Below are 25048 nucleotides of genomic sequence, written 5' to 3' on the forward strand. Positions count from 1 at the left end.
GCTATCGTAAGCGCTGCCGATCGTCAGCGCAGCTTACAGTGCGGTAACGTTAGCAGCAGCTGGACCTTTAGCACCATTCTCGATGGTGAAAGAGACCTTCTGGCCTTCGTCCAGGGTTTTGAAGCTGTCACTCTGGATTGCAGAGAAGTGTACGAACACGTCTTTGCTGCCATCTTCAGGAGTGATAAAGCCGAAACCTTTATCTGCGTTGAACCATTTTACTAAACCAGTCATTTTGTTAGACATAGATACTTCCTTAATTGATGAGCCATAAACTATGGCGATGGTGGCCTGTATCAGAGCGTTACTTATTGGGCACTTAGGAGGAGGCTCATGAAGAAGGGGTATCTGTGGATAACACTTGAACTGAGGACTGCTTTACTAAAACTGCTTCATAAGGTCTGTATTCCAAACCGATGGCGCTATTAAGCCACACCTGTTCCGGTTTAGCAACACTTATATTACATCCCTTTTAACATCCCTTTCAGATAAGCCCTGCAGAATGTTTTACCTCCCGATCATCATCCGGGAGGCGCAAAACCACACAATAAAAGAGGTGTTTTTCCACGCCTTAAGCGAAATTGTGACAAAGATCACAAAATTATCCTTCAGAAACGCTGATGTAAAATTTACTGAAATTCACCTATTGAATGATAATAATTATCATTTATAATCGCATTCAAATTTTAAGGCCGACTTATACAGGTCTGCGCACGTATGCCGACTAATGGCATATGTTAATGATATTTATAACTTATTGTTTTTTAGATTTTTGCAGAAGCAACAGAGCCTATGACACCTGTTGTCTTATTCGTCAGCAGGACTTGAAGATTTTTAGTAACAGGAAAGGATTATGTTTACACGTTCATCTGCGCAATCATTACCAATCGTAACCTCTGAGCCGCGTTCAGGCGCGCCTGAGAGCTGGCTTTTTAACGATCGTCAGCTTGATGCCTGGGCCGGTCAGACGCAGGAGGTGCTTAAGCTGCTGACCCAGACGGTGCAGGGCGTGGAAAAGCCGTTCAGCGGTATTCTGCCGCACGAGCTGGCAGACGAGTTCCGCAGTGTGGATCTTAATTCTCCGCTGGGCAATAACGAAGCTGCACTGGCCGAGCTGTCTCAGCTTTATCTGCGCGATGCGGTCTGGTTTCACCATCCTAAATATGTTGCGCATCTGAATTGCCCGGTCGTCCTGCCGTCGCTGATGGCAGAGCAGGTGATGGCCGCCGTCAACAGTTCTGTCGACACCTGGGATCAGAGCGCCGGCGGTACGCTGATTGAGCAGAAAGTTATCGACTGGACGCTGGAGCGTATCGGCCTGCCCGCCGCCGCGGACGGTATTTTCACCAGTGGCGGTACGCAGTCAAACCTGATGGCGATGCTGCTGGCTCGCGACAGCTGGTGCGAGGCGCATCATCCGGGGCATCTGATCAAATATCGCGGTCTGCCAGAAACCGCCGGAAAGTGGCGCGTATTCACGTCTAAATTGAGTCATTTCAGTATCCAGAAATCGATGGCGATCCTCGGCCTGGGCTACGATGCCGTTGTGCCGGTTGACCATGATGCTGATTACCGTATGGATGCAGGTATGCTGGAGTACGAAATTCAGCGCTGCCGCGAAGAGGGACTAATCCCGATTGCGGTGGTAGCAACCAGCGGCACCACCGATTTTGGCAGCATCGATCCGCTGGAAAAGATCGCCGCGCTGTGTCAGCGCAATGGATTATGGATGCACGTTGATGCCGCCTATGGCTGCGGTCTGCTGGTTTCAGAACAGCACCGCCAGCGTCTGCGCGGTATTGAGCAGGCAGACTCAGTCACCGTTGATTACCACAAATCGTTCTTCCAGACGGTAAGCTGCGGGGCGTTCTTTGTACGTAACAAAGAGCATCTGAAGCATGTTACGCACCATGCTGACTACCTCAATCCACTGAGCGCGCAGCAGGAAGGGACACCAAACCTGGTCAACAAAAGTATTCAGACCACGCGTCGCTTTGATGCGCTGAAGATGTGGCTGACGCTGCGCGTCATGGGCCCGGCCGCGCTGGGTGAAGCGTTTGACTCGCTGATTGACCTTGCACAGCGTGCGCATCAGCTGCTGCGCGCGCATCCGGCAATCGAGGTGCTGCACGCACCAGAACTCACCACGCAAATCTTCCGTTTTGTGCCGCGCCAGTCGCTCAGCGGCCCGCAGCTCGACGATATCAACGCTGCGATCCGCAAAGCGCTGTTCCGTTCCGGCAATGCAATTGTGGCAGGCACAAAAGTCGACGGCCGGCAGTATCTGAAATTCACCCTGTTGAATCCTGCCACCACCGAGGCAGATCTGGAAGAGGTGATTAACCTGGTTGCACATTACGGGCGCGAGCAGCTGCGCACGACCGCGCTTCACGCGGCAAATCAGTGAGAACTCTGTTATGAATAACACCGTTTACGATTTTATAGGCATTGGTATCGGCCCGTTCAACCTCGGACTGGCCTGTCTCAGCGAACCGGTAGAGGGACTCAACGGCGTATTTCTCGATCAGAATGCGGGTTTTGACTGGCACACCGGCATGATGCTGGAAAGCGCACACCTGCAGACGCCGTTTATGGCCGATCTGGTGACGCTGGCTGACCCGACCAGCCCATACAGCCTGCTGAATTACATGAAAGAGAAAGGAAAACTCTACTCATTCTACATCCGGGAAGATTTTTTNTAAAGAGTATAACCAGTATTGCCAGTGGGCCTGCGAGCGCCTCAGTAACCTGCGCTGGAATCGTCACGTTGAGTATGTAAGTTATGATGCGGAGCGGGCGGTTTATCGCGTTCAGGCGGTCAATAATCAGAGCGGCGTGACCGAAGAGTGGCTGACGCGTCATCTGATCCTCGGCACCGGCCCGGTGGCCTGGCTGCCGGAGTGCAGTCAGCCACATCGTCAGCGTATTACGCACTCCAGCGACTATCTGAAAAACAAAGCAGAGTTGCAGCAGAAGCGGTCTGTTACCGTGCTGGGCAGCGGTCAGAGCGCGGCTGAAATTTACTATGACCTGCTCAGCGATATCGATCGGTTTGACTATCAGCTGAACTGGATCACCCGTGCGCCGCGCTTCTATCCGCTGGAGTACACCAAGCTGACGCTGGAGATGACTTCGCCGGAGTGGGTTGACTATTTTCATGCGCTGCCGCCGGCGAAGCGCGACCGGCTGAATGCAGACCACAAGAATCTCTACAAAGGTATCAACAGCAGCCTGATCAACGATATTTACGATCTGATGTATGTCAAACAGCTCGACGGCCCGCTTAACGTCAATCTCTTCACGCACTCAGCGCTGACCGATCTGCGCTGGCTGCCGGCAGGGGAGTTTGAACTCTCACTCTGGCAGCAGGAGCAGGAGTGCGCCTTTACCCGTCGTACCGAAGGGCTGGTGATGGCGACCGGCTATCACTACCGTCCGCCGATGTTTGTCGAAGGCATCAGTCAGCGGCTGCGCTGGGACGAGCAGGGGCGCTATGATGTGCAGCGTAATTACAGCATCGATCATCACAATCAAATCTTTGTGCAAAACGCAGAGCTGCATACGCACGGTTTTGTGACACCGGATCTCGGCATGGCCTGCTATCGCAACTCCGTTATTTTGCGCGAAATCACCGGACGAGAAGTTTATCCGGTAGAGCGGCAGATCGCGTTTCAGACTTTCCCGGCACAGACGGAGCGCTGACATGAGCACAGAGATGATTTACCGCGTTCAGCGACCGGCGGGCACCTTTAGCCTGCGCCCGATGGAGGCCACCGATGCCGCACTGATCCATAGCTGGGTAACGCGCGACTACGCCCGTTTCTGGGGCATGCAGAACGACACCCTGGAACAGGTCGCCGCCTTTTATCACGGGCTGACCGCAAATAATCCGCACGCCGCGTTAATTGGCTGCTGTGAAGGGCAGCCGGTGTTTCTGATGGAGTGCTACCGCGCCAGCGAGGATGAAATTGGACGGTTCTATCCGGCCGCGCCCGATGATTACGGGATGCATATTCTGATTGCGCCCGCCAGCACACCCATTCCGCAGTTCAGCTGGCAGGTCTTTACCGTTGCCATGGGATACCTGTTCAGTCTGCCGCAGGTCGGACGCGTGGTGGTGGAGCCTGACGTACGCAATGAGAAAATTCACCGGCTGAATAAGCGGGCCGGCTTTCGCTATCAGCACACGCTCGATCTCGGGCATAAAACCGCCTGGCTGGCGTTTTGCCAGCGGGAAGATTATCAACAGGCTCTGGAGCAGGATATTTTGACCATGAACACACCCTCTGCGCTGCTGACAGGATCCCACCTTACGGGCGATAACTGGGCACAGGCAAACCGGATGCTGATCCGCAAAGCGATAAGCGAGTTTGCCCACGAAAAGCTGGTTACGCCCGTTGAAAACGGTGCAGGCTGCTATACGCTGGCCGTACCGGGCGGCGAAGCAGATTATCAGTTCCGCGCAGAACGTCTGGCGCTGGACCACTGGAATATAGACGCCGCATCACTGCTGAAGCAGGAAAATGGCCGACCGCTGACGCTGGATGCGCTGCAGTTTATCGTGGAGTTTAATCAGCAAATCGGCATTCCGCAGGCGCTGCTGGCGACCTATATGGAAGAGATCAGCAGCACGCTCAGCAGCAGCGTCTATAAGCTGCAGAAGCAGAATCCGGATGCGCAGGCTCTGGTGCACGCTGATTTCCAGACCACTGAGGCGGCAATGACCGAGGGGCACCCCTGTTTTGTCGCCAATAATGGCCGCATTGGTTTTGACGCCCGCGATTATCTCGCTTTTGCGCCAGAGGCCGCCGCACCGGTCCAGCTCATCTGGGTTGCGGTACATCAGCGCAACGCCCATTTTTCCAGTCTGAGTACGCTGAGTTACGAACAGCTGATGCGTGATGAGCTGGGCACGGAGACTCTGGCGCGGTTTACAGAGCAGCTCAGCGCGCGCGGGCTGAATGCGGATGAGTATATACTGATGCCGGTGCATCCGTGGCAGTGGCAAAACAAACTGCTGACGGTATTCGCGGCCGATATTGCTCAGCAGGATATCGTCTGGCTCGGCGAGGGCGACGATCGCTATCAGGCGCAGCAATCGATCCGCACCTTCTTTAACCGCAGCCAGCCCGCAAAGCGCTACGTTAAAACCGCGCTGTCGGTGCTTAACATGGGCTTTATGCGCGGCCTCTCACCCTATTATATGGCGACCACGCCCGCGATTAACGAGTGGCTGGAACAGCTGGTCAGCAGGGATGCGTGGCTGCAGCGCTGTGATTTCCGTATTTTGCGGGAGGTCGCGGCGGTGGGCTATCACAACCGTTACTACGAGCAGGCCATCAGCGGCGATTCCGCCTATAAAAAGATGTTTGCTGCGCTGTGGCGGGATAATCCGGTCGCCCGCCTGCAGCCGGGTCAGCGCCTGATGACGATGGCCGCATTCCTGCATGTTGATCACCACCAGCAGGCGCTGCTGCCAGCGCTGATTGCTGACTCAGGCCTGCCGGCAAAAGAGTGGGTGGCGCGCTATCTGAACTGCTATCTCAGCCCGCTGCTGCACTGCTTCTATCAGCACGATTTAGTGTTTATGCCCCACGGCGAAAACCTGATCGTGCTGCTGGAGAACAATGTGCCGGTCAGCGCCTATATGAAAGATATCGGCGAAGAGATTGCCGTCATGGATCCGGACGCGCAGCTGCCGGAAAAAGTGAGCCGGCTGGCAGTGGATGTGCCGGACGATCTCAAGTTACTGTCGATTTTTACCGACGTATTCGACTGCATTTTCCGGTTTATCAGCGCCATTCTGCACGACGCCGGTACGCTGTCGCAGGATCACTTCTGGCAGGCGGTCGCGCAGTGCGTGAAAGAGTATCAGCAGGCGCATCCGCAGCTGGCCGCTAAATTTGCACGCTTTGATATGTTTACCCCGGCGTTTACCCGCTCCTGCCTTAACCGGCTGCAGCTGGCGAATAACCAGCAGATGATTAACCTCACTGACCCGGCGGAAAATCTCAAATTTGCCGGTACGCTGGATAACCCGATTGCCCGCTGGCGCTGATAAGGCGTCCGCTGGCTGACATCTGTGACGCGGTTGCTCCGGCAACCGCGTTTTTTATCACTCTGCAACGGGAAAGGATCGGTAATGGCCCTGTATGAACCGGTGTCGCAGCTCACGCGCCGCCGCATAATTTTTCCGCTCTCGCTGGTACTGTTTGAATTCGCCACCTATATCGCGCATGACATGATCCAGCCCGGCATGCTGCTGGTCACTGAGGAGTTTGGTGCCGGACCTGAGTGGGTTTCCGCTTCGCTGACCGCCTATCTGATCGGCGGTATGATGCTGCAGTGGCTGCTGGGGCCGCTTTCCGATCGCATCGGGCGGCGTCCGGTACTGCTCAGCGGCGTGGCTTTTTTTATGCTGACCTGCATTGCCACCCACTGGGTGCAGAGCATTGAGCAGTTCGTACTGCTGCGTTTTCTGCAGGGGGTTAGCCTGTGCTTTATCGGCTCTGTAGGCTACGCCGCTATTCAGGAGGCGTTCAGTGAAGCGCTGAGCGTAAAGATCATGGCGCTGATGGCAAACGTCGCGCTGCTGGCTCCGCTGGCCGGGCCGCTGGCCGGGGCCGCTTTTCTGACCATCAGCGACTGGCGCACCCTGTTCTGGCTCTTCGGCGGCGTGACGGCGCTTGCCCTGCTGGGCCTGTGGTGCACTATGCCTGAAACCGCAGGGGATCGTACGCGCCCGATCTCACCCGCCGCGCTGGGCAGGAATTACTATCAGCTGCTGCGCGAGCGCCAGGTGATGCGCGGCTCGCTGGCCATCGGCCTGGTGACCATTCCCTGCCTCGCCTGGGTAGCGCTGTCGCCGGTTATTCTGATGCATGATGCCGGCCTGAGCCGTATGGAATATGCGCTGCTGCAGCTGCCGGTGTTTCTGGCGATGATCGCCGGTAATCTGACGCTGGGGCGCCTCAGCAGCCGGCTGCCGATCCAGCGTCCGCTGCAGCTGGGAGCCTGGCCGGTGGTAGCCGGTCTTGCGCTGGCGGCGGTCGCGACCCTGGCCGATCGGCACAGCTATCTGTGGCTGACCGCCGGCCTCAGCCTTTACGGTTTTGGCACCGGACTGGTGAATGCCGGACTCTATCGTATGACGCTCTTTTCCAGTCAGGCGGGCAAGGGCAGCGTGGCAGCGATGGTCGGTATGGTCACAATTCTCATTTTCGCACTCGGCATTGAAGCGGCAAAATACGCCTATTTTAGCTTTAACAGTACCGGCTTCAGCCTGATAAATCTGGCCTGCGGATTGCTCTGGCTGGGGCTCACCCGCGCATTTCTGCGTGAAAACCGGCGGCAGCAGCCCGCGCTGCAGCAGGCCTGACGTTTTTATCTGAAGCGAGCCGCGGCTCGCTTTTCAGCCACCCCTCGCTTTTAAACTGGTTTCCGGCAGAAAATTTAACTGCCGACACATCTTGAAATGCCACCCTCAAAAAGATAATAATTCTCATTAATATTAGCATTACCATTGCCTCTGGCATCCATCGGCTCTCTGGCTGCACCGGAGAGAACTGCGTGTTTTTAAGGGAATTAACCATGCGAGTGCCTTTTACTTTGAAGCGTTCTGTTCTGTTCTGCTCCGTCGCGTTATCTGCATCACCGCTGCTGTATGCAGCTGAAACCCTGGTTGTCACCGCGCAGCCGGCTGAAACGGCTACGACTCCCACCACCGGCTATACGGCGAAAACCAGCCAGGGCGCGACTAAAACCGATCGCCCGCTGATCACTACCGGTCAGGCCGTTTCAGTGGTGACGCGTCAGCAGATGGAAGATCAGGGCGCGATGAGCGTGAATCAGGCGCTGAATTATACCGCAGGCGCCTTTACAAACTTCGCCGGTGCGGCGTCGCGTTACGATACGGTATCACTGCGCGGTTTCCACGGTGGCGATGTCGACAATGTTTTCCTGGATGGCCTGCGACTGATGAGCGATCCCGGCAGCTATAACGTGCTGCAGGTTGATCCCTGGTTCCTTGAGCGTATTGATGTGATTAAAGGTCCTTCATCTGCGCTTTATGGTCAGACGGTGCCGGGCGGGCTGGTGATGGAGACGTCAAAGCGTCCGCAGTTCCGGCAGGAAGGGCATTTCCGTCTTTCGGCGGGTAACAACAACACCAGCTCAGCCGCCTTTGACTACACCGACGCGCTGAACGATCAGCTGGCGTTCCGCCTGACCGGTATTACCCGCAACAGCGATACCCAGTACGAACACACGCGGGAAGAGAAATATGCGATTTCACCCTCGCTGCTCTGGCAGCCATCGGAAGATACCTCGCTGCTGCTGCGCGCCTATCTGCAGAAAGATCCGTCAGGCGGCTACCACAGCGCGGTGCCGGGTGAGGGCAGCATCACCGAACACAACGGCTATAAGCTGAGCAATGGCTTCTACGACGGTCAGAGTTCGCTCGACCAGTTCAAACGCCGCGAGCAGATCTACAGCGCCGAATTTGCCCACCGCTTTAATGACACCTGGGCGTTCCGCTCTAATGCCAGCTACTCTCACTCAAACGTCGATCTCGACCAGGTGTATCAAATCGGCTGGACAGGGAACAGTTCAGATCTGCTGAACCGCTACTACTCCGGCTCGCGCTCATCGCTGAAAGCGTACGCGATCGATAATCAGCTGGAAGCAGATTTCGCTACCGGCGCAGTAGACCATAAAGTGGTGCTGGGCGCGGAATATCACCAGTATAAAAATGATCTGCATGACGCAAGCGGCAACGCCAGCCAGCTGAATGCACGAACCGGGGCCTCCGTGGGTGCCAACGACGTGTATACCTTTGAGCGCTCGCAGCGCTACTACTATCAGACCGGCGTCTACCTGCAGGATGAGATGGTCTGGGATAAGTGGCATCTTGACCTCTCAGGCCGCTATGACCGCATTGTATCGCAGACCGAAAATTACGATCGGGCAACCAAAAACCGGCGTCAGGATGATCACGTTGGCGGGCGTGCCGCGCTGCTTTATGCGTTTGACAACGGCGTTTCGCCTTATGTGAGTTATAGCCAGGCCATCACGCCGCAGTCGCTCTCGGGCCAGAACGGCAACCTGCTGAAACCCACTACCGCTGAGCAGTATGAAGCGGGCGTGAAATATCAGCCGCCGGGGACCTCCGATCTCTACACCGCAGCGGTGTACGATCTTACGCAGAAGGATGTCGGCAACCGTATTGTGCAGGGCTCTTACTTTGTGCCTGCCGGTAAAGTGCATTCACAGGGGCTGGAGCTGGAGGCGCATACCCAGCTGACGCCGCGTCTCAGCACCATCGCTAACTACACGCTCAGCCACGTGCGTTATAAAGATTCGGTGGATGGTAACGATGGTCATACCCCTTATGTCACCCCCAACTCTATGGCTTCGCTCTGGAGCAAATATCAGTTTGACTACGGTCTGAGCGTGGGTGCCGGCGTGCGCTACATCGGCAAACAGTGGGCTGATAATGAAAATACCCGTCGCCTGCCTTCCGCTACTCTGTTTGACGCGTCGGTCCGCGCCGATCTCGGTGCCTGGAACAGCCAGCTGAAAGGGGCTTATGTGCAGGTTAATGCCAATAACCTCACCGATCGGGAATATGTCGCGGCCTGCTACGGCACGGGCTACTGCTACTGGGGCGCAGAGCGCTCAATTGTCGCGACCGTGGGTTACGATTTCTGATCGGATACTATGTGGCCGGCGTACAGCCTGACGCCGGCAAACATACCGCCCGTAAGCCGGTTTATCCGCTTACGGGCTTTTTTCTGGTCAGCAAGGGTTAAAAGCTTTCCCAGCTGGCGTCCGCTGTGGCCACAGGATGGGGTTTAGCCGGCGACGACGTCAGTACGGGCTTCGGAGCAACCCGGGCGGCGTTTTCCTGTTCCGCTGAAAGACGGAAGATGGCCACGGTTTTCTCCAGTTCAATCGCCTGCGACTCCAGCGAGCTTGCTGCGGCTGAAGACTCCTCAACGAGAGCCGCATTCTGCTGGGTGGTGGTATCCATCTCCGACATCGCCTGCGCAATCTGCGAAATGCCCCGGTTCTGCTCATCGGAGGCGGCGGCAATCTCACCCATAATATCGCGCACCTGCGTCACCGACTGCACGATATCATTCATTGTCGTACCGGCACGATCCACCAGCGCCGAGCCGTCGCTGACGCGATCCAGTGATTCACGGATCAGCGTCTCAATCTCTTTTGCCGCCACGGAGCTGCGCTGCGCCAGGTTTCTGACTTCGCCCGCTACCACGGCAAAACCGCGTCCCTGTTCACCAGCGCGCGCCGCTTCTACCGCTGCGTTCAGTGCCAGGATATTGGTCTGGAACGAGATACTGTTGATGACATTGATGATTTCACCAATTTTACCGGAGCTCTGGCTGATACCGCTCATGGTAGCGATCACGTCGCGAACAATCTCGCCGCCGCGGCCAGCATTGCCGGAGGCGTCGGCCGCCAGCTGGCTGGCGTGATGCGCATTCTCAGCGTTCTGTTTCACCGTTGAGGTCAGCTGTTCCATACTCGCGGCGGTCTGTACCACGGCAGCACTCTGCTGCTCGGTGCGGGAAGAGAGATCGGTATTGCCGGCGGCAATCTCTGCGGAGGCGCGCGCCACGCTGCTGACGCCGCTGCGCACGTTAGCGATAATGGTCTGCAGACTGTGGTTCATGCTGTCAACCGCCTGCATCAGCTCGCCCAGCTCATCGCCACGGGTGGTTTTCAGCGATGTGGTCAGATCGCCTGCGGCAATACGCTGGGCCGCGCTGAGCGTTTCACGCAGCGGGTGCGTAATGCTGCGCGTAATGCGCCAGGCAATCAGCAGGCTCAGCACCACACAGATCGCGGCAGCGATAGCGATGCGCCACTCAGCACCTTTGATAAACGAGGAGGAAAGCTGCGACTGATAGCTGAACATATCTGCCACGCCTGCATTCAGCCGCTCCGCCGAGCCTGTCAGGATGGCGGATTCACTTTTCTCGCTGTTAAAGGCGTTCAGGTAAGGCGTCAGGGCGGGGCGCTGCTGATTGATCGCGGCAAGCACGGCCTGCGTCGCGGTAGTGATATCCCCCTGATTAAAACTGTCGAGCAGTTCGGTCAGGGTAGTGATGGTGATGAATTTATCCGCGATGGCGTCTCTGCTGGTTTCGCCAGGATTTTTCAGGAAGTTCTCTTCGATATTAGCGGTGTCGTAGAGGGTCGCCGTAAGCTGCATAACCGGCGGCGCGGTCTCTGGCGTCAGGCCGCGATTCAGCGATTCCAGCTGATGTGCCAGCTTAATCAGCGCACCAGGCGTGATTGCACTGTAGTTTCCTGCGGTTTCTTTTGCGGCAGCAATAAATTTTTCGCGCTGATCCTGATAGCTGTGCATCAGTTCACCCAGCTGGTTCACTTTCTGCAGCCCCTCTGGGTTCCAGCTAAAACGCTCCAGGCGCTGATAGAGCGAAGTGAACTCTTTCAGCGCCTCAACGTTCCGCACGGCAAACTGCTCATCTTTCGTGTACTGATACAGAGTGCGATTCAGCCGCGCTTTACCGAGCGTGTTCACCATCTCAACCGTCACGGTGCGCCGGGCTGAGTTATCTTTAATGCTGCGAAAACAATCAAATGCGATAACAGTGATTGCCAGTGAGGCGGCTATCACAATAACAAAACCGGCTCCCAGTTTCTTTCCGATTTTAATATTCGAGAGGGAGTGAGCAAGGCCCATAAAATTCACCTTTAGTGAGATAATGAAATGCAGTCAGAGGGAGGCGGAACACGTGCTCTGCCGTCAATTTACTATCGTCACGGCTTACAGAAGCTTGATATCTATTTTTAACGTTCGTCTTTTTATAAATAAATAAAAGATGATCCAGAACAATATGGCGTCGGGGAAAACAGGATCGCGCTAAATAAGCGGCTCCCCGCTACCGGATGCGGCAGCGCCCGGTATCAGGCGGCGCTGCCTGAAAAGCGCCGGGTCAGAACGGTCCCCAGTTGATAGCGACCCCTGTCAGCAGCATCACCACACAGATCACAAACCAGATTGCGATGACCGGGGCAACAAAGCGCAGCCACTGACCGAATGAAACGCCTGCCGTGGCCAGCACCGCCATCAGCACGCCGGAAGTCGGGCTCATACAGTTGACGATCCCTTCACCCAGCAGCACTGACTGCACCATCACCTGGCGCGTCAGGCCAAGGTTATCGCCCAGCGGTGAGAAAATAGGGATCAGAAGCGCCGATTCTCCGGAGCCGGATGAGATACCAAAGTGGATCAGCGCGGCGCTGATAAACATGCCGATAGTTGCCAGCCAGGCGGGTACCGGCTCCAGCAGATCGGAAAGAAACCCCACGATCGGGTCGAGTACATTGCCCTGCTGCAGCACCAGTGAAATGGCAGCTGCCATCCCCACGATAAACGCCCCTTTAACCAGCGTGGCGCAGCCTGCCAGAAAGGTGTTGGCAATGTCCGAGCCTGAGAGACGGCCCATCAGTCCGACCACAATGGTCAGCAGGATAAACATCGCTGACATCTCTCGGGTGCCCCAGTGATAGCGCACCGTACCGGCAATAAAGAGCAGCAGCGCCAGCGCCGTGGTCGCCAGAATCAGCTTATGTCGTCCGGTTACCGGAGCAGTACTCTCCGCAGCGGCAGACATAGCGGGCCGGCACTCACCGTTTTTGCGCGCCCGGCGCACCGCGTGGATCAGGTAAAGCGCGGCGCTGACCACAAACAGCAGGCAGGTCAGGGCGCGCAGCAGCATGCCGGAGAACAGCGGCAGCTGCGCAAGATGCTGCGTCAGCCCGGTAGTGGCCGGATTCAGGATCGCCACGTTATATCCGGCGGCGCAGGTCAGATAGACCAGCGAGGCCCCAAGCATAGGAGAGAGTCCGAGTGAGCGCCCCACCAGCAGCCCGATCGGCACGAAAGCGACCACCGCATTGACGACCACGCCGGTAGTGCCCAGCAGCGAGAAAATCACGGCGAAAATAATGATGATACGCGTGTCACTCAGCGTGCTGCTGCGCGACAGTGCCTGCAGAGCCGTCGCTATCGCCCCGGTTTTCTCGATTACCGCCAGTACGCCTCCGGTAAACAGGATCAGAAAGATAATGGGGGCCTGTTTAACCATGCCCGCAGCGATCGCCATAAAGATCTCCAGCGGCAGCACACCGCTCTGCGGCACCGCATGCAGACTCTCTTTGACGGCAAACTTAATGCCGTCGCGCGTCTCATAATCGTAGACGCCCGCCGGGATAATCCAGGTCGCCACCGCGGCCAGCACCAGAATAATAAACAGCAGCAGGTAGGGGCTGAGGCCCTCCCGCTGGCGGGCAGCCCTGTCCGGTTTTTCCAGCGATATCTGTGTCATGGCGTCTCTCCGCTCAGCAGGCCAGCCAGCAGCGCCGTACGCTGCACCACCTCTGCAACAATAATATGCTCATGCCGCGCGTGAATACCGGCACCGGTGGCACCCAGCCCATCCAGCGTGGGCAGCCCGAGTGCGGCGGTAAAGTTGCCGTCGCTACCGCCGCCCACGGAGGCCGCTTCCAGCGTCAGACCGAGCTGACGACCGATGTGCGCCGCGCGGGTAAACAGTGCGCGTGATGCCGCGCTCTGGCGCATAGGCGGGCGCCCCTGCTCACCGCTGATATGCAGGGACACGCGCGGGTCATGCGGCTGGAGCTGCATAATCGCCGCGTGCAGGCGGGCCGCCTCCTCTTCAGAAGTGACGCGCGTATCCACTTCCAGACGCGCGCGATCTGCCACCACGTTCGCCCGGCTGCCGCCGCTGGCAACGCCGACGTTGACCGTAGTGCCGCGTTCGGGCGCGTTGAGCGCGTGCAGCGCCAGAATCTGCTGCGCCATCTCCTGCACCGCGCTGGCCCCTTCTTCCGGATTGTTGCCGGCGTGCGCCGCCAGGCCGGTCAGCGTAAGGTCATAGCGGCCGGTGCCTTTACGGGCGACCTTCAGCGCGCCGCTGCCCGCTACCGCTGGCTCGACAACAAATACCTGGGCGGAGCCCTGGGCATGCGTTTCAATCCACTGCTGCGAACCGGGGCTGCCCAGCTCTTCATCACTGTTGCAGAGAAACACCACATTCTGCCAGCCGGGCAGATCAAGCTGCTGCAGCGCGCGTACTGCCCAGATCGCCTGTACCAGGCCCGCTTTCATATCGAGAATGCCGGGGCCGTACAGGCGTCCCTCTTCTTCACGCAACGTAAGCTCGCCTTTATCCCAGACGGTATCGAAATGGCCAATAATGGTGCTCTGCGGCGTTTGTCCGCCCAGCGAAAATTTCAGGTTATTACCGTATTGCTGCTGCGGTGTTATTTCCGCACGCACGTTAAGACGCTGCTGAAACAGCTGCTGCAGCACTTCACCGCAGGCGTCAACGGCAGATTTGTCATCAGAGGGAGATTCAGCCGCCACCAGCGTTTTTATGTCCGCCAGGATATCTGCGGCATGCTGTTCCAGATAAAGAGTAATCGCTTTCATTTTATAGTTTTCCTGTCTGTCGGGTTTGCACAGGCAGTATGCGCAGAAAAAATGCTACAGAAAAATAAGCCCTCGCGGCTATTATTGTTGCTCTCAGGTCAACAGATAAGCGCAAAGTATGACGTTATCCAGCTATCCGGAAAAATCGATAAGTTACTTATATGAGGTCGGAATGCACGGCGGGATCCGCCGCGCTGCAGATGCGCTGGGCGTCAATGCTTCCGCCATCAGCCGCCAGCTCGCGCAGCTAGAACGCGCGCTGCAGCTGCCGCTGCTGGAACGACGCGGCAGAAACGTGGTCCTGACCGATGCGGGTAAACTGCTGGCAGAGGATTATGCGCTGACCAGTCAGCGCCGCCGTCAGCTGGAGCGGCAGCTGCAGGATATGCGCCATATGCGCGGCGGCAGCGTTACGCTGCGCGTGGGTCAGGGGATGGCAGACGAAGTGATTCGTCACGTGATTGCCGAGTTCTCTCAGGCTTACCCGGCGGTTTTCGTGAATATTCAGTCGGGAGATATGCAGACCACGCTGACGCTGCTGGCAAAAGGTGAGGTGGATATGGCGGTGAGTTTTGGCCCCTCCGGCCCGCCCGGACTCCGCTGTAACAGCTTCAGGCGCGGTCCGATCTGTGCGGTCGTGCCGCCCTCGCATCCACTGGCTGCGCTGGATAAAGTGACGCTGTCACAGCTGGCTGAGCACCGTCTCATTGGCATGGATGAGCAGTTTGGTCTCCAGCGCTATCTGAATGCCATGTTCAGGAGTGAAGGACTCATCTTTACGCCCGCCTGTAGCTGTAACCTGTTTACCAGCGCCGTTTCTCTGGCGCTGGCCGGGCAGGGCGTGGCGTTCATGACGCCGCAGACGCTGAGAAGTATTCACGAGTGCGATCGGCTGGTCGCGATACCGCTCGACCACCGCATTGCGCGCGAGAGTCAGTGTCAGCTGCTGCACAGCGCCGATCACCGCATGACGCCCGCTGCGCACTATCTCTGGCGACTGCTCAACAGCTATTTCGCGCGCTCCGCTGATGGATTACCGGCATAAAAAAAGCCGGACAGTGTCCGGCTCAGGGTTCAGGGCTGGTCGCGATTAGAGCGCCATATCCTGTTTAGCAGATTCTTCGCGCGGCTTAGCCTGCATTGGCGCGGCCTGCTGCTCGCTCATATTGATGACCGGTGGTTTGGTCAGCTGCAGCACAGACGCGGTGTTATCCCATACCTGCTGCGTCAGCGCGGTATTGCCATTCAGTTTCTGGCCAAAGCTCGGCACGATAGTACGGATTTTTTCCTGCCACTCCGGTGAAGCAAACTGCTGCGGGAACAGCGATTTCATCACGTTCAGAGTGATAGGCGCAGCGGTTGAAGCACCCGGTGACGCGCCCAGCAGGGCCGCAACGGTTTTCTGCTGATCGGTGACAATTTCTGTACCGAGTTTCAGCACGCCGCCTTTATCCGCATCTTTCTTGATAATCTGTACGCGCTGACCCGCCTGGATCAGTTTCCAGTCCTCTTTGCGCGCGTTAGGATAGTACTCTTTCAGCGCGGCAAAGCGGTCGTCATCGTTCAGCATTACCTGACCAATCAGGTATTTCACCAGGTCAAAGTTATCGATACCCACGTGGGTCATCGGCATAACGTTGCTGGTGGTGGTCGCGCTCAGCAGATCGAACAGCGAACCATTTTTCAGGTATTTGGTTGAGAAGGTGGCGAACGGCCCGAACAGCACCACTTTTTTACCGTCGAGGTTACGCGCATCGATATGCGGAACCGACATCGGCGGTGCACCTACGGAAGCCTGACCATACACTTTCTGCAGGTGACGGCTGGTGATCTCCGGGTTTTCGGTCATCAGGAATGAGCCGCCTACCGGGAAACCGCCGTAATTGTCCGCTTCCGGAATGCCGGTTTTCTGCAGAAGCTTGATAGCCGCGCCGCCGGCACCGATAAAGACATACTTCGCATCAACGCTGCGATCTTTACCGCTCTTCACATCTTTGATGGTAACGTGCCAGGAGTTATCGCCGTTACGTTTAAAATCGGTGACTTCAGACGAGGTTTCCAGCGTGAAGTTCTGATCTTTTTTCAGACTGCCGATCAGCTGACGGGTAATTTCACCGTAGTTGACGTCAGTACCGACCGGCGTCCAGGTCGCAGCAACTTTCTGTGCCGGATCGCGGCCTTCCATCACCAGCGGTGCCCACTGCTCAATCTGTTTGTGATCGGTTGAGAACTTCATGCCCTGGAACAGGGTGGTTTTCTGCAGCGCGGCGTAACGCTTAGTCAGATACTCAACGTTCTTATCACCCCAGACGAAGCTCATGTGCGGCGTAGAGTTGATGAACGAACGCGGATCGTGCAGCACACCGCGCTCAACCTGGCTGGTCAGGAACTGGCGGGTAATCATGAACGATTCGTTGATCTCCAGCGCTTTGCTAACGTCGATTGAACCGTCTGCACGCTCTGGCGTGTAGTTCAGCTCCATGTTAGCAGAGTGACCGGTACCGGCATTGTTCCAGCCATTGGACGACTCCATCGCCACGCCGTCGAGACGCTCGACCATCAGCTGCTTCCAGCCCGGTTGCAGCTCCTGCAGCCAGGTGCCCAGAGAGGCACTCATGATCCCGCCGCCAATCAGCAGCACGTCGGTTTTTTCTGGTGCGTTTTCAGCGTGAACCGCTGAAGAAACAAGCAGTGCGGTCAGCGAAAGCGCGGACACAATTTTTTTGGTCTGATTCATGCCAGTCCTGTTCTTTATTCAAAGCAGATGAACGTTAAAAATTCGGTTGGCAAATTAAAATATTGTTACGGAAAGATTAACCTGTTTTTAGTTATTTAACTATTTACGCAGATTAATTAAGTTACATAATTATATTCAGGCTAAATAAGCAGCAAATAAGGCGAAGGAAGTGAGGCTAATATCGGCAGGATAACCGCTTCTGTAACGCGGTTATTCTTTATAACCACAGGCTGGACTTAAAGCAAATAAAAGTGCGGATAATTGCGCCCGCTGGTTATTCAGCAGGCGCAGAGCGTTAGCCGTTCAGCGCAATCTCATCACCGGTATAATAGAGTGTCGCTTTCGCCGCCAGTACCGGGTGCCCGTCATGCGCCGGCTCATGCGACTCCACATCACTGATATGATATCCCGCCGCTCCGGCGGCCAGCGTCTTTTGAACCACCGCATCGGTTAAATCTTCCATTGAGGTTGCCCAGCTCACGCTGGTTACGCTGGTGGGGCGCAGCGAAGCGATCTGCTCTGGTGTCAGATCGGCACGCACCAGCACCGGCTGAGTATCCTGCGGGGTAAAAATAGAGATGACATCATTGATCAACGCTTTCATAGGCCTGCTCCTGAGAGAATTGCACGGTATGGTCCGTTATGCATTTTTCTGCCCGGCTTGAAAAGCGCGGGCGACAGAATGACTAAACACCCTGCCGCGCCGTCTGGTTTAGCTTTAATTGCTAATAAGTTGTTAAGAAAAATTCTGCCACAACTTTGTCACTCTTACAGCAACCTGGTTGCATCTGCTTACAGGTTTATGCCGTGTTTTGGTGCACTTACGGGTTAAAACTCACGCTGACCACCCAGTTCGATAACGCGGTTAGGCGGAATATGAAACTGTTCATGAGCGCGCAGCGCGTTGCGCTGGCAAAAGTGAAAAATGCCGCCGCGCAGGCGCGCCAGACCACGACGCTGCTTCATCACCAGCGTGTCGTGGGAGGTAAAGAACGACGCTTCACTGACCGAGCAGCCAAAGCCCTCCAGCCCGCACAGGTGCAGGATCTCAGCCATCGACGGCGTTTCGCGCCAGCCATAGGCGGCAGTAACCTGCCAGAAGGAGGCGGAAAGCGGCGTCAGCGTAATACGCTGCTGGTTATGCACGCGCGGCGTGTCAACGGTGCGGATATGCAGCAGCACGACGCGACGGTGCAGCACGCGATTATGTTTAAGGTTGTGCAGCAGCGCCTGCGGGATCTCAAACTCTTTACGCGCCAGAAACACGGCGGTGCCCTCCACGCGGCTGGGCGGGCTTTTTTCCAGCGAGCTGACCAGCGCCAGCAGGCTGGCCTGGCTGCTGTCGAGACGCCGGATCAGCCGGTTGCGCTCGCTGCTCCAGATAAGCATCAGCGCCATCATGGTCAGCGCCAGCAGCACCGGGATCCAGCCGCCTGACAGCAGTTTCATCAGGTTTGCGATAAACAGCGGCACGTCGATGCACAGCATCATCAGCAGGAACAGCCCCGCCAGCGGCAGCGGCCAGCGCCAGTTGCGCCGCGCCACCACGCCTGCCAGCCCGGCAGTGATCACCATCGTACCGGTCACGACAATGCCGTAAGCAGAGGAGAGCGCCGACGACTCACGAAAGGCCACCACCACCAGCATCACTGCGGTAAACAGCAGCCAGTTCACAACCGGAATGTAGATCTGACCTGACTCAGTATGCGAGGTAAAAATAATGCGCATCGGCGGCAGAAAGCCCTGCCGTATCGCCTGATGCGTCAGCGTATACACGCCTGAAATCACCGCCTGTGCAGCGATAACCGTTGCCAGCGTCGAAAGCACAATCAGCGGGATCTGCCCCCACGCCGGTGCCAGCAGGTAAAATGGATTGCTGAGCGCGGCGCTGTTCGCCATCACCAGTGCGCCCTGACCAAAATAGTTGAGCACCAGCGCCGGCATAGCGATAACCAGCCAGGCGAGGCGGATAGGGGTTTTGCCCAGATGCCCCATATCGGCATACAGCGCCTCGGCACCGGTAACCGCCAGAACCACCATGCCGAGCGCCGCCAGCGACAGCGCAGAGTGGCTCAGCAGAAAGTCGAGTGCATAGTGCGGACTCAGCGCCTGAAGCACCTGCGGATTAAGCAAAATGCCGCGTAGGCCAAGCAGGGCAATGGCGGCAAACCAGACAAACATCACCGGCCCGAATATACGGCTGACCTTTTCAGTTCCCTGGCGCTGAATGACAAACAGCAGCGTCAGAATAACCAGCGCCAGCGGAACCACAAACCGCTCCAGCGCGGGTGAAACCACTTCAATGCCTTCAATGGCGGAGAGCACCGAAATCGCCGGGGTGATCACCCCGTCGCCATAAAAAAACGCGCCGCCGATCAGACCGGCCAGCATCACAGCGTGTCCCGCTTTGCTGCTGACACCGCGGCGCGCCAGCGCCATCAGCGTCAGGATGCCTCCCTCTCCGTCATCATCCGCGCGCATAACAAAACAGACATATTTCAGGGTAACAATCAGCGTCAGCGCCCAGAAGATGAGCGATAAAAAGCCCATGACGGCAGCCGGTGTGACGCTGCCATCAGGCAGAATCGACAGACACTCTTTCAGGGTATAAAGCGGGCTGGTGCCGATATCACCAAAGACGATACCGGCAGCAGCCAGCATGCCGGCAGGCAGCGAGGCTTTGTGCGGGTGTTTCATAGCGTTCCTGCTCAGGTTAACAGAGAGGCGCGGTCTCTTCAGCGCCGGAGTTATAGCGGCGAAGATAGCGGTTTTCGGCGCAGGCAGGGAGAGGGTGGCGAATATTTACACACCATTTTTACGCCGGAAGCGCAAATTTTTACGCGTTTTTTATATCGCTTTGCGTTTAACAGCCATAAAAAAGCCGCCCCTCAGGGCGGCATGCGGTTAAGGCTTACCAGCCTTTGATAATATCGCCTTTATAAATCTCGTTGGCTTTATCCAGTACCGGCTGCGAGCGGAAGGCCTCTTTCAGTTTCTGCACGTTCGCACTCTCTTTATTATCTTCACGCGCCACAATGGCATTGACGTATGGCGATGCTTTACCTTCCATAAACATACCGTCGCGTGAGGCGGAGAGGTTCACCAGCGCCGCAAAGTTGTTATTGATAATGGAGAGATAAACCTGCGGATCGTCCAGCGTGCGTGCCAGCTGCGGCGTATCGACTTCAACAAACTTCAGCTTTTTAGGATTAGCAGTGATATCCAGCGTGGTGGGCAGCAGACCCGCTTCAGGTTTCACTTTGATCAGGCCCTGCGCCTGCAGCAGCAGCAGGCTGCGACCCAGCGTGGTCGCTTCATTTGACAGCGTGATCGTCGCGCCATCCGGCAGTTCATTCAGGCTTTTAATTTTGCGGGAGTAGCCGGCAATCGGGAACACAAAGGTATTGGTGATCACAGCAAATTTATAACCGCGCTCTTTTGACTGCATCTCAAGATAGGGCAGACTCTGAAAGGCGTTTGCATCCACGTCTTTGTTGTAGAGCGCCTCGTTGGGCTGCACGTAATCGTTAAACGCAATCACCTCAACATCCAGCTTATATTTGTCATGGGCGACCTGCTTCACTGTCTGCCAGAGCTGTTCATCCGGGCCGCTGTTGATCGCAACTTTGATTTTTTCGTCATTATTATTGTCGCAGGCGCTAAGCAGCGTAACAGAAGCGGCCAGCAGCGCGGTCAGTAAATGTTTTTTCATGTTTGCAGCATCCTTATTCTTGTCAGCCCCGGACTATAATATGCGTCCAGACGTCTGTACATCCATAATTAACAGGTGGCTTATGCTTTTAGTGCATAAGTTATGCGCTACTTCAGGCAGTTGAGATAGCGCTGCGCGGAACGTGCGACGGCGCTATCGGCATCCTGCAGGATCTCACGGCCGTCAAATGCGCCGTAAAGCTGGGCAAAATGCCGGTTCTGCAACCGCTGCATCATGTCGCGTACCACCCGGGCAGGGAGCGGCAGCATGTTGGGATAGCTCCACATAAATGACACGGCATCCGCGCCCGGCGTCACCTGCAAAATATCGCCGCTCAGCATTACACCCGAATCGCGCTGCCAGTGCAGCACCGTGCCCCCGGCAAAGTGCCCGCCGAGACGCAGCAGCGTGACGTCAGGCAACAGGTCATGCTCCTCCTCCTGCCACAACCGGATCCACGGGCTGTCGCGCATGATCCACTCTCTGTCGCTGGCGTGCAGCCAGATGGGGGCGCTGAAGGCGGCGGCCCAGTCCTGCATCGTGGTGTAGTAGTGGGGATGGGAGATAGCGATCGCCTGCACGCCTCCCAGCGCATGGATCAGCGTTTCGGTGGCGTCATCCAGATGAGCGATGCAGTCCCAGAGAATATTGCCGTGCGGGGTGCAGAGCAGAAAAGCGCGCTGGTTAATACCAAATGCCGGCAGGCTCTGCAGCGAAAGCAGCCCGGGCAGGTGCTGCTGCCACCGGTTGGTATGCGCGGCGCGTAAATCCGCCTGCGCTATCCACCGCTGCCCGCCTGGCGGAATAAACTGGCGCTCATCTTCACAGACGGGACAGCGCCGGGGAGCCGGTTCGGCGTAAGAGGTGCCGCAGGCAGTGCAGAGCGTAATCATAATCTCTCCTTATCAGCTGATCCGATAAGGATAGCTACTCTGTAGCGGGCTGCAGCTCGTAAACCCAGGCAGCGATCTGCTCACCCCGATCGGTGGTCACGGCGACCGGCACGCGATCGTATCCCTCTTCAAACGCGTCGAGCAGCGGCCAGTGCGCGTCAAGATGCGGCGAGAAAAACAGATAGCCTGGTACGCGCGCGCCATCCGGTGAGAGCACCACGCCGGGAAAGTCAGCGGCAGCGCCCCAGCCCCGCGCATAATAGGTGCCGCTGACGCTGCCGGCCAGCCATTCGCCGCCTATCTGCTCCAGAAGATGGGCGTTATCGTGCCCGGGCTGCAGCGTACCGTAGACAAACAGAGGTTTCATACCACTCCTGTAAGGGTTGCGTTATACGAACCGGCTATTGTGACGCAGCGGGCGGGGCCGGTAAACGTCACGGGCGGGAAAAATTCCGCGTCAGTTAGACGAAACGTCAAATGTGGCATTTACTCATAGGAAGATTCAGGTCCCTGCAGGTAAAAAAGGGGGACATTACGACGGAGCAATTCATGTATCACCTTGATGTGCAGGTTCTTGAAACCGCGCAACACTGGGCAGAAGCACATCCGGTATGGCTTTGTACCGTACTGAGCACCTTTGGCTCCTCGCCGCGTCCGCCGGGTGCCATGATGGCGATCCGCGCCGATGGGCACTTCTGCGGCTCGCTCTCCGGCGGCTGTGTGGAGGAGGATTTTCGCCAGCGTATCGCGGCAGACGCTTTCAGCGAGGCGAGCGCCGTTGTGCGCTATGGCGATGGCGGACTCACGCCTGACCGGGCTCTGCCGTGCGGCGGCGTGCTGGATATTCTGGTGGAAAAGCTGCCGCAGGGAGCGGCATCCATTCACTATCTGCGCCAGATGCACGATGCGCTGGTTCGGGCCGAAGCCATCAGTAAAACGCTGCTGCTGCCGCACCCCTGCGCCGGCATAGAGACGCACCCCTATACGCAGCAGACCGCCGCGCACATTACCGGCAACCAGGTTACGCTGACGCTCTCTGCGCCGCCGCGCCTGATTATCGCCGGTCTCTCCAGCGTAGGCATTTACTGCGCCAACTTTGCGCAGGCGCTGGGATTTGAGACGCTGGTCTGCGAGCATCGTGATGAGGTGCTGGAGAATATGGGCGCGGAGTTGCAGGCTGGCGTGCGGATTATACGCTGTTTTCCGGCCCGCTATCTGGAGCGTGAGGGGTGCCACAGCGCAACGGCGATTCTGTCACTGACCCACGATCCGCGTATCGATGACCTGACGATGATGGAAGCGGTGATGCTGCCGGCATTTTACCTTGGCGCGATGGGCTCGAAGCGCAACAGCAGCCGGCGGCTGTCGCGTCTGGCGGAGATCGCCGGGCTGACGCCTGAGCAGCTGGCGCGCATTCACGCCCCGGTGGGGCTGGATATTGGCAGTAAAACCCCGGCAGAAATTGCGCTATCGATTATGGCAGACATCGTGCGTCATAAAAATGGCCTTGCAGCCCGTCAGTAAGCCCGTTCCGACAGCCCTGGCCCTTTGCGCCAGGGCATTTTTTGCGATAATCCCCCACAAAGTTTGTCCTTTTTTCTGACAACACCTTCCGAAATGCGCTCAGCGTCTAGACTTAGCGGGTGCGCACGCTATCAAGAGATCCTAAACGCGCATCCCGATCGATTCTTTCACTATTGGAAATGAGCCATGTCAGAAAACATACAACTGCACCTCGAAGTCAATGGGCAGCCCATTGAACTTAGCGTCGACCCGCGCGTGACGCTGCTGGACGCGCTGCGTGAACACCTGACGCTGACCGGTACAAAAAAGGGCTGCGATCAGGGCCAGTGTGGCGCCTGTACCGTGCATATTAATGGCAAGCGGGTGCTGAGCTGCCTGACGCTGGCCGTGCAGGCTAACGGGCAGCAGGTCACCACTATTGAAGGTCTGGCGCGACCTGACGGTACGCTACATCCGGTTCAGGCGCGTTTTCTGGAGCATGACGCGTTTCAGTGCGGCTACTGCACGCCGGGGCAGATCATGTCTGCCGCCGCCTGCATTGCCGAAGGACATGCCGGATCTGCTGACGAGATCCGGGAGTATATGAGCGGTAACCTTTGCCGCTGCGGTGCTTATCCTAATATCGTCGACGCCATTCAGCAGGCCGCCGCCGATCTCAGTTCGGAGGCGCGATGAATCCCTTTGATTACCTTGCGGCGAACAGCCCTGAACAGGCGCTGCAGCAGAAGCAGCGTGCCGGCAGCCGGTTTCTGGCAGGTGGCACCACGCAGATTGACTTAATGAAATGTGACGTGGAACAGCCCGCGGCGCTGGTGGATATCAGCGGTCTGCAGGAGATGCGTGAAATTGCGTTCAGTGCTGACAGCCTGCGCATTGGCGCGCTGACGCGCATGAGCGAACTGGAGCATCACGCAGAGTGTCAGCGTGAAGCGCCGGCGATTTATCACAGCCTGTGGCAGGCGGCGTCGCCGCAGCTGCGTAACATGGCCACCATTGGCGGCAATCTGCTGCAGCGTACCCGCTGCGTTTACTTCCGCGATCCGCATACGTTCAGCGCCTGTAATAAGCGCAATCCGGGCTCGGGCTGCGCCGCGCTGGAGGGCATTAACGGCAACCACGCCATTCTGGGTACCAGTGACAGCTGTATTGCGGTTTATCCGGGCGATCTGGCTGTCGCACTGACCGCCTTTGATGCCGTGGTTATCGTGCGCAATGCCGCACAGCGCGAGCGCCGTATCCCGATCGATCAGTTCTATCTGCTGCCCGGCGATACGCCGCATCTGGAGCACGATCTCGCCAGCGATGAGATGATTATTGCGGTGGAGCTGCCGCGCACCGCCGCGCTGAAACATTCGCACTACCTGAAAGTGCGCGATCGCAGCTCGTATGAATTTGCTGCCGCCAGTGCTGCCGTTGGTATTGAGCTGGATGGCGACCGTATCCGTGACGTGCGTATTGCCGTGGGCGGCGTGGCGACAAAACCCTGGCGGGCACAGCAGGTGGAAGGAGCGCTGCGCGGCCAGCCGTTTGATGAACAGACGCTGCGTCGTGTCGCAGAGCGTATCGTGCAGGATGCGAAAACACTGCCGCAGAATCAGCATAAAAAAGTGCTGACACCGCGCGTGATTGCACGTGCACTACTTCAGGCTGGCGGCAAGGCGTAACGGGGAGATTGT

General features: G+C 57.1%; 18 protein-coding genes and 1 pseudogene. 9 read left to right on the plus strand and 10 right to left on the minus strand.

The genetic code is table 11. From position 1 onward, the window contains the following. Positions 1-33: 33 nt before the first annotated feature. Positions 34-246 carry an RNA chaperone/antiterminator CspA gene (cspA, locus tag F3I15_RS06490; RefSeq protein ID WP_071668354.1) on the minus strand — a complete coding sequence of 71 codons (213 nt, stop codon included), beginning with the start codon at positions 244-246 and terminating at the stop codon, positions 34-36. Between the two features lie 607 nt (positions 247-853). Between cspA and F3I15_RS06495 the strand changes: the two genes are divergently transcribed. The 5 genes and pseudogenes from F3I15_RS06495 (at position 854) to F3I15_RS06515 (ending at position 9708) form a co-directional block, all read left to right on the plus strand. Beyond that, complete coding sequence (locus tag F3I15_RS06495) at positions 854-2407, plus strand: aspartate aminotransferase family protein (RefSeq protein ID WP_150017121.1); 1554 nt, start codon at positions 854-856, stop codon at positions 2405-2407. A 10-nt stretch (positions 2408-2417) separates the two neighbouring features. Further along, positions 2418-3702 (plus strand): annotated as a pseudogene (locus tag F3I15_RS06500) (lysine N(6)-hydroxylase/L-ornithine N(5)-oxygenase family protein). 1 nt (position 3703) lies between these two features. Beyond that, complete coding sequence (locus F3I15_RS06505; RefSeq protein WP_150017122.1) at positions 3704-6058, plus strand: GNAT family N-acetyltransferase; 2355 nt, start codon at positions 3704-3706, stop codon at positions 6056-6058. 84 nt (positions 6059-6142) lie between these two features. Then, complete coding sequence (locus tag F3I15_RS06510) at positions 6143-7378, plus strand: MFS transporter (RefSeq protein WP_150017123.1); 1236 nt, start codon at positions 6143-6145, stop codon at positions 7376-7378. Between the two features lie 212 nt (positions 7379-7590). Beyond that, a complete protein-coding gene (locus F3I15_RS06515; protein ID WP_150017124.1) occupies positions 7591-9708 on the plus strand; it encodes a TonB-dependent siderophore receptor in 2118 nt (705 codons plus the stop codon). A gap of 97 nt (positions 9709-9805) precedes the next feature. Here F3I15_RS06515 and F3I15_RS06520 read toward each other — a convergent pair whose 3' ends face one another. The 3 genes from F3I15_RS06520 to F3I15_RS06530 form a co-directional block, all read right to left on the minus strand. Then, entirely contained in the window at positions 9806-11731 is a 1926-nt protein-coding gene (locus tag F3I15_RS06520; protein WP_150017125.1) for a methyl-accepting chemotaxis protein, read from the minus strand. A 253-nt stretch (positions 11732-11984) separates the two neighbouring features. Beyond that, on the minus strand, positions 11985-13379 hold the full coding sequence (locus F3I15_RS06525; protein ID WP_150017126.1) for a YfcC family protein: 1395 nt from the start codon (positions 13377-13379) through the stop codon (positions 11985-11987). Further along, positions 13376-14506, minus strand: coding sequence for a M20 family metallopeptidase (locus F3I15_RS06530; protein WP_150017127.1), 1131 nt, complete (start codon positions 14504-14506; stop codon positions 13376-13378). The genes F3I15_RS06525 and F3I15_RS06530 overlap by 4 nt, the downstream gene beginning before the upstream one ends. Positions 14507-14624: 118 nt before the next feature. Here F3I15_RS06530 and F3I15_RS06535 point away from each other — a divergent pair, with 118 nt between their 5' ends. Beyond that, positions 14625-15551, plus strand: coding sequence for a LysR family transcriptional regulator (locus tag F3I15_RS06535; RefSeq protein WP_150017128.1), 927 nt, complete (start codon positions 14625-14627; stop codon positions 15549-15551). A gap of 45 nt (positions 15552-15596) precedes the next feature. Here the strand turns inward: F3I15_RS06535 and mqo are convergent, their stop codons facing one another. From mqo to F3I15_RS06565, 6 genes are all read right to left on the minus strand, one after another. Next, entirely contained in the window at positions 15597-17243 is a 1647-nt protein-coding gene (gene mqo, locus F3I15_RS06540) for a malate dehydrogenase (quinone) (RefSeq protein ID WP_040113506.1), read from the minus strand. A 295-nt stretch (positions 17244-17538) separates the two neighbouring features. Beyond that, the gene (locus tag F3I15_RS06545) at positions 17539-17847 is read right to left on the minus strand and encodes a DUF1471 domain-containing protein (protein WP_150017129.1); all 309 of its coding nucleotides are present in this window, start codon (positions 17845-17847) and stop codon (positions 17539-17541) included. A 224-nt stretch (positions 17848-18071) separates the two neighbouring features. Further along, entirely contained in the window at positions 18072-19940 is a 1869-nt protein-coding gene (gene kup, locus F3I15_RS06550) for a low affinity potassium transporter Kup (protein WP_150017130.1), read from the minus strand. A 214-nt stretch (positions 19941-20154) separates the two neighbouring features. Beyond that, on the minus strand, positions 20155-20955 hold the full coding sequence (locus tag F3I15_RS06555; protein ID WP_040113501.1) for a MetQ/NlpA family ABC transporter substrate-binding protein: 801 nt from the start codon (positions 20953-20955) through the stop codon (positions 20155-20157). 107 nt (positions 20956-21062) lie between these two features. Then, positions 21063-21848: an MBL fold metallo-hydrolase gene (locus F3I15_RS06560; protein ID WP_150017131.1), complete on the minus strand. Its 786-nt coding sequence runs from the start codon at positions 21846-21848 to the stop codon at positions 21063-21065. A 34-nt stretch (positions 21849-21882) separates the two neighbouring features. Continuing rightward, positions 21883-22215, minus strand: coding sequence for a gamma-glutamylcyclotransferase (locus F3I15_RS06565; protein ID WP_150017132.1), 333 nt, complete (start codon positions 22213-22215; stop codon positions 21883-21885). Positions 22216-22397: 182 nt separating this feature from the next. On the opposite strand from F3I15_RS06565, the gene F3I15_RS06570 reads away from it, so the two are divergent. The 3 genes from F3I15_RS06570 to F3I15_RS06580 all read left to right on the plus strand — a co-directional run bounded on the left by F3I15_RS06570 (position 22398) and on the right by F3I15_RS06580 (position 25036). Continuing rightward, on the plus strand, positions 22398-23372 hold the full coding sequence (locus tag F3I15_RS06570; protein ID WP_150017133.1) for an XdhC family protein: 975 nt from the start codon (positions 22398-22400) through the stop codon (positions 23370-23372). A 186-nt stretch (positions 23373-23558) separates the two neighbouring features. Continuing rightward, positions 23559-24047, plus strand: coding sequence for a (2Fe-2S)-binding protein (locus F3I15_RS06575; protein ID WP_071668343.1), 489 nt, complete (start codon positions 23559-23561; stop codon positions 24045-24047). Further along, on the plus strand, positions 24044-25036 hold the full coding sequence (locus F3I15_RS06580; protein ID WP_150017134.1) for a xanthine dehydrogenase family protein subunit M: 993 nt from the start codon (positions 24044-24046) through the stop codon (positions 25034-25036). The genes F3I15_RS06575 and F3I15_RS06580 overlap by 4 nt, the downstream gene beginning before the upstream one ends. The last annotated feature ends 12 nt before the right edge of the window (positions 25037-25048 follow it).

It is taken from the genome of Pantoea sp. M_9, assembly GCF_008631385.1.
In the GTDB taxonomy this organism is placed as follows: Bacteria; Pseudomonadota; Gammaproteobacteria; order Enterobacterales; family Enterobacteriaceae; genus Pantoea; species Pantoea eucrina.

Coding starts and splice junctions, on each gene's coding strand:
- F3I15_RS06515 (WP_150017124.1), top strand. CDS start 7,591: ATGCGAGTGCCTTTTACTTTGAAGCGTTCTGTTCTGTTCTGCTCCGTC.
- F3I15_RS06575 (WP_071668343.1), top strand. CDS start 23,559: ATGTCAGAAAACATACAACTGCACCTCGAAGTCAATGGGCAGCCCATT.
- F3I15_RS06535 (WP_150017128.1), top strand. CDS start 14,625: ATGACGTTATCCAGCTATCCGGAAAAATCGATAAGTTACTTATATGAG.
- mqo (WP_040113506.1), bottom strand. CDS start 17,243: ATGAATCAGACCAAAAAAATTGTGTCCGCGCTTTCGCTGACCGCACTG.
- F3I15_RS06565 (WP_150017132.1), bottom strand. CDS start 22,215: ATGAAACCTCTGTTTGTCTACGGTACGCTGCAGCCCGGGCACGATAAC.
- F3I15_RS06560 (WP_150017131.1), bottom strand. CDS start 21,848: ATGATTACGCTCTGCACTGCCTGCGGCACCTCTTACGCCGAACCGGCT.
- F3I15_RS06510 (WP_150017123.1), top strand. CDS start 6,143: ATGGCCCTGTATGAACCGGTGTCGCAGCTCACGCGCCGCCGCATAATT.
- F3I15_RS06505 (WP_150017122.1), top strand. CDS start 3,704: ATGAGCACAGAGATGATTTACCGCGTTCAGCGACCGGCGGGCACCTTT.
- F3I15_RS06525 (WP_150017126.1), bottom strand. CDS start 13,379: ATGACACAGATATCGCTGGAAAAACCGGACAGGGCTGCCCGCCAGCGG.
- kup (WP_150017130.1), bottom strand. CDS start 19,940: ATGAAACACCCGCACAAAGCCTCGCTGCCTGCCGGCATGCTGGCTGCT.
- cspA (WP_071668354.1), bottom strand. CDS start 246: ATGTCTAACAAAATGACTGGTTTAGTAAAATGGTTCAACGCAGATAAA.
- F3I15_RS06580 (WP_150017134.1), top strand. CDS start 24,044: ATGAATCCCTTTGATTACCTTGCGGCGAACAGCCCTGAACAGGCGCTG.
- F3I15_RS06530 (WP_150017127.1), bottom strand. CDS start 14,506: ATGAAAGCGATTACTCTTTATCTGGAACAGCATGCCGCAGATATCCTG.
- F3I15_RS06545 (WP_150017129.1), bottom strand. CDS start 17,847: ATGAAAGCGTTGATCAATGATGTCATCTCTATTTTTACCCCGCAGGAT.
- F3I15_RS06555 (WP_040113501.1), bottom strand. CDS start 20,955: ATGAAAAAACATTTACTGACCGCGCTGCTGGCCGCTTCTGTTACGCTG.
- F3I15_RS06495 (WP_150017121.1), top strand. CDS start 854: ATGTTTACACGTTCATCTGCGCAATCATTACCAATCGTAACCTCTGAG.
- F3I15_RS06520 (WP_150017125.1), bottom strand. CDS start 11,731: ATGGGCCTTGCTCACTCCCTCTCGAATATTAAAATCGGAAAGAAACTG.
- F3I15_RS06570 (WP_150017133.1), top strand. CDS start 22,398: ATGTATCACCTTGATGTGCAGGTTCTTGAAACCGCGCAACACTGGGCA.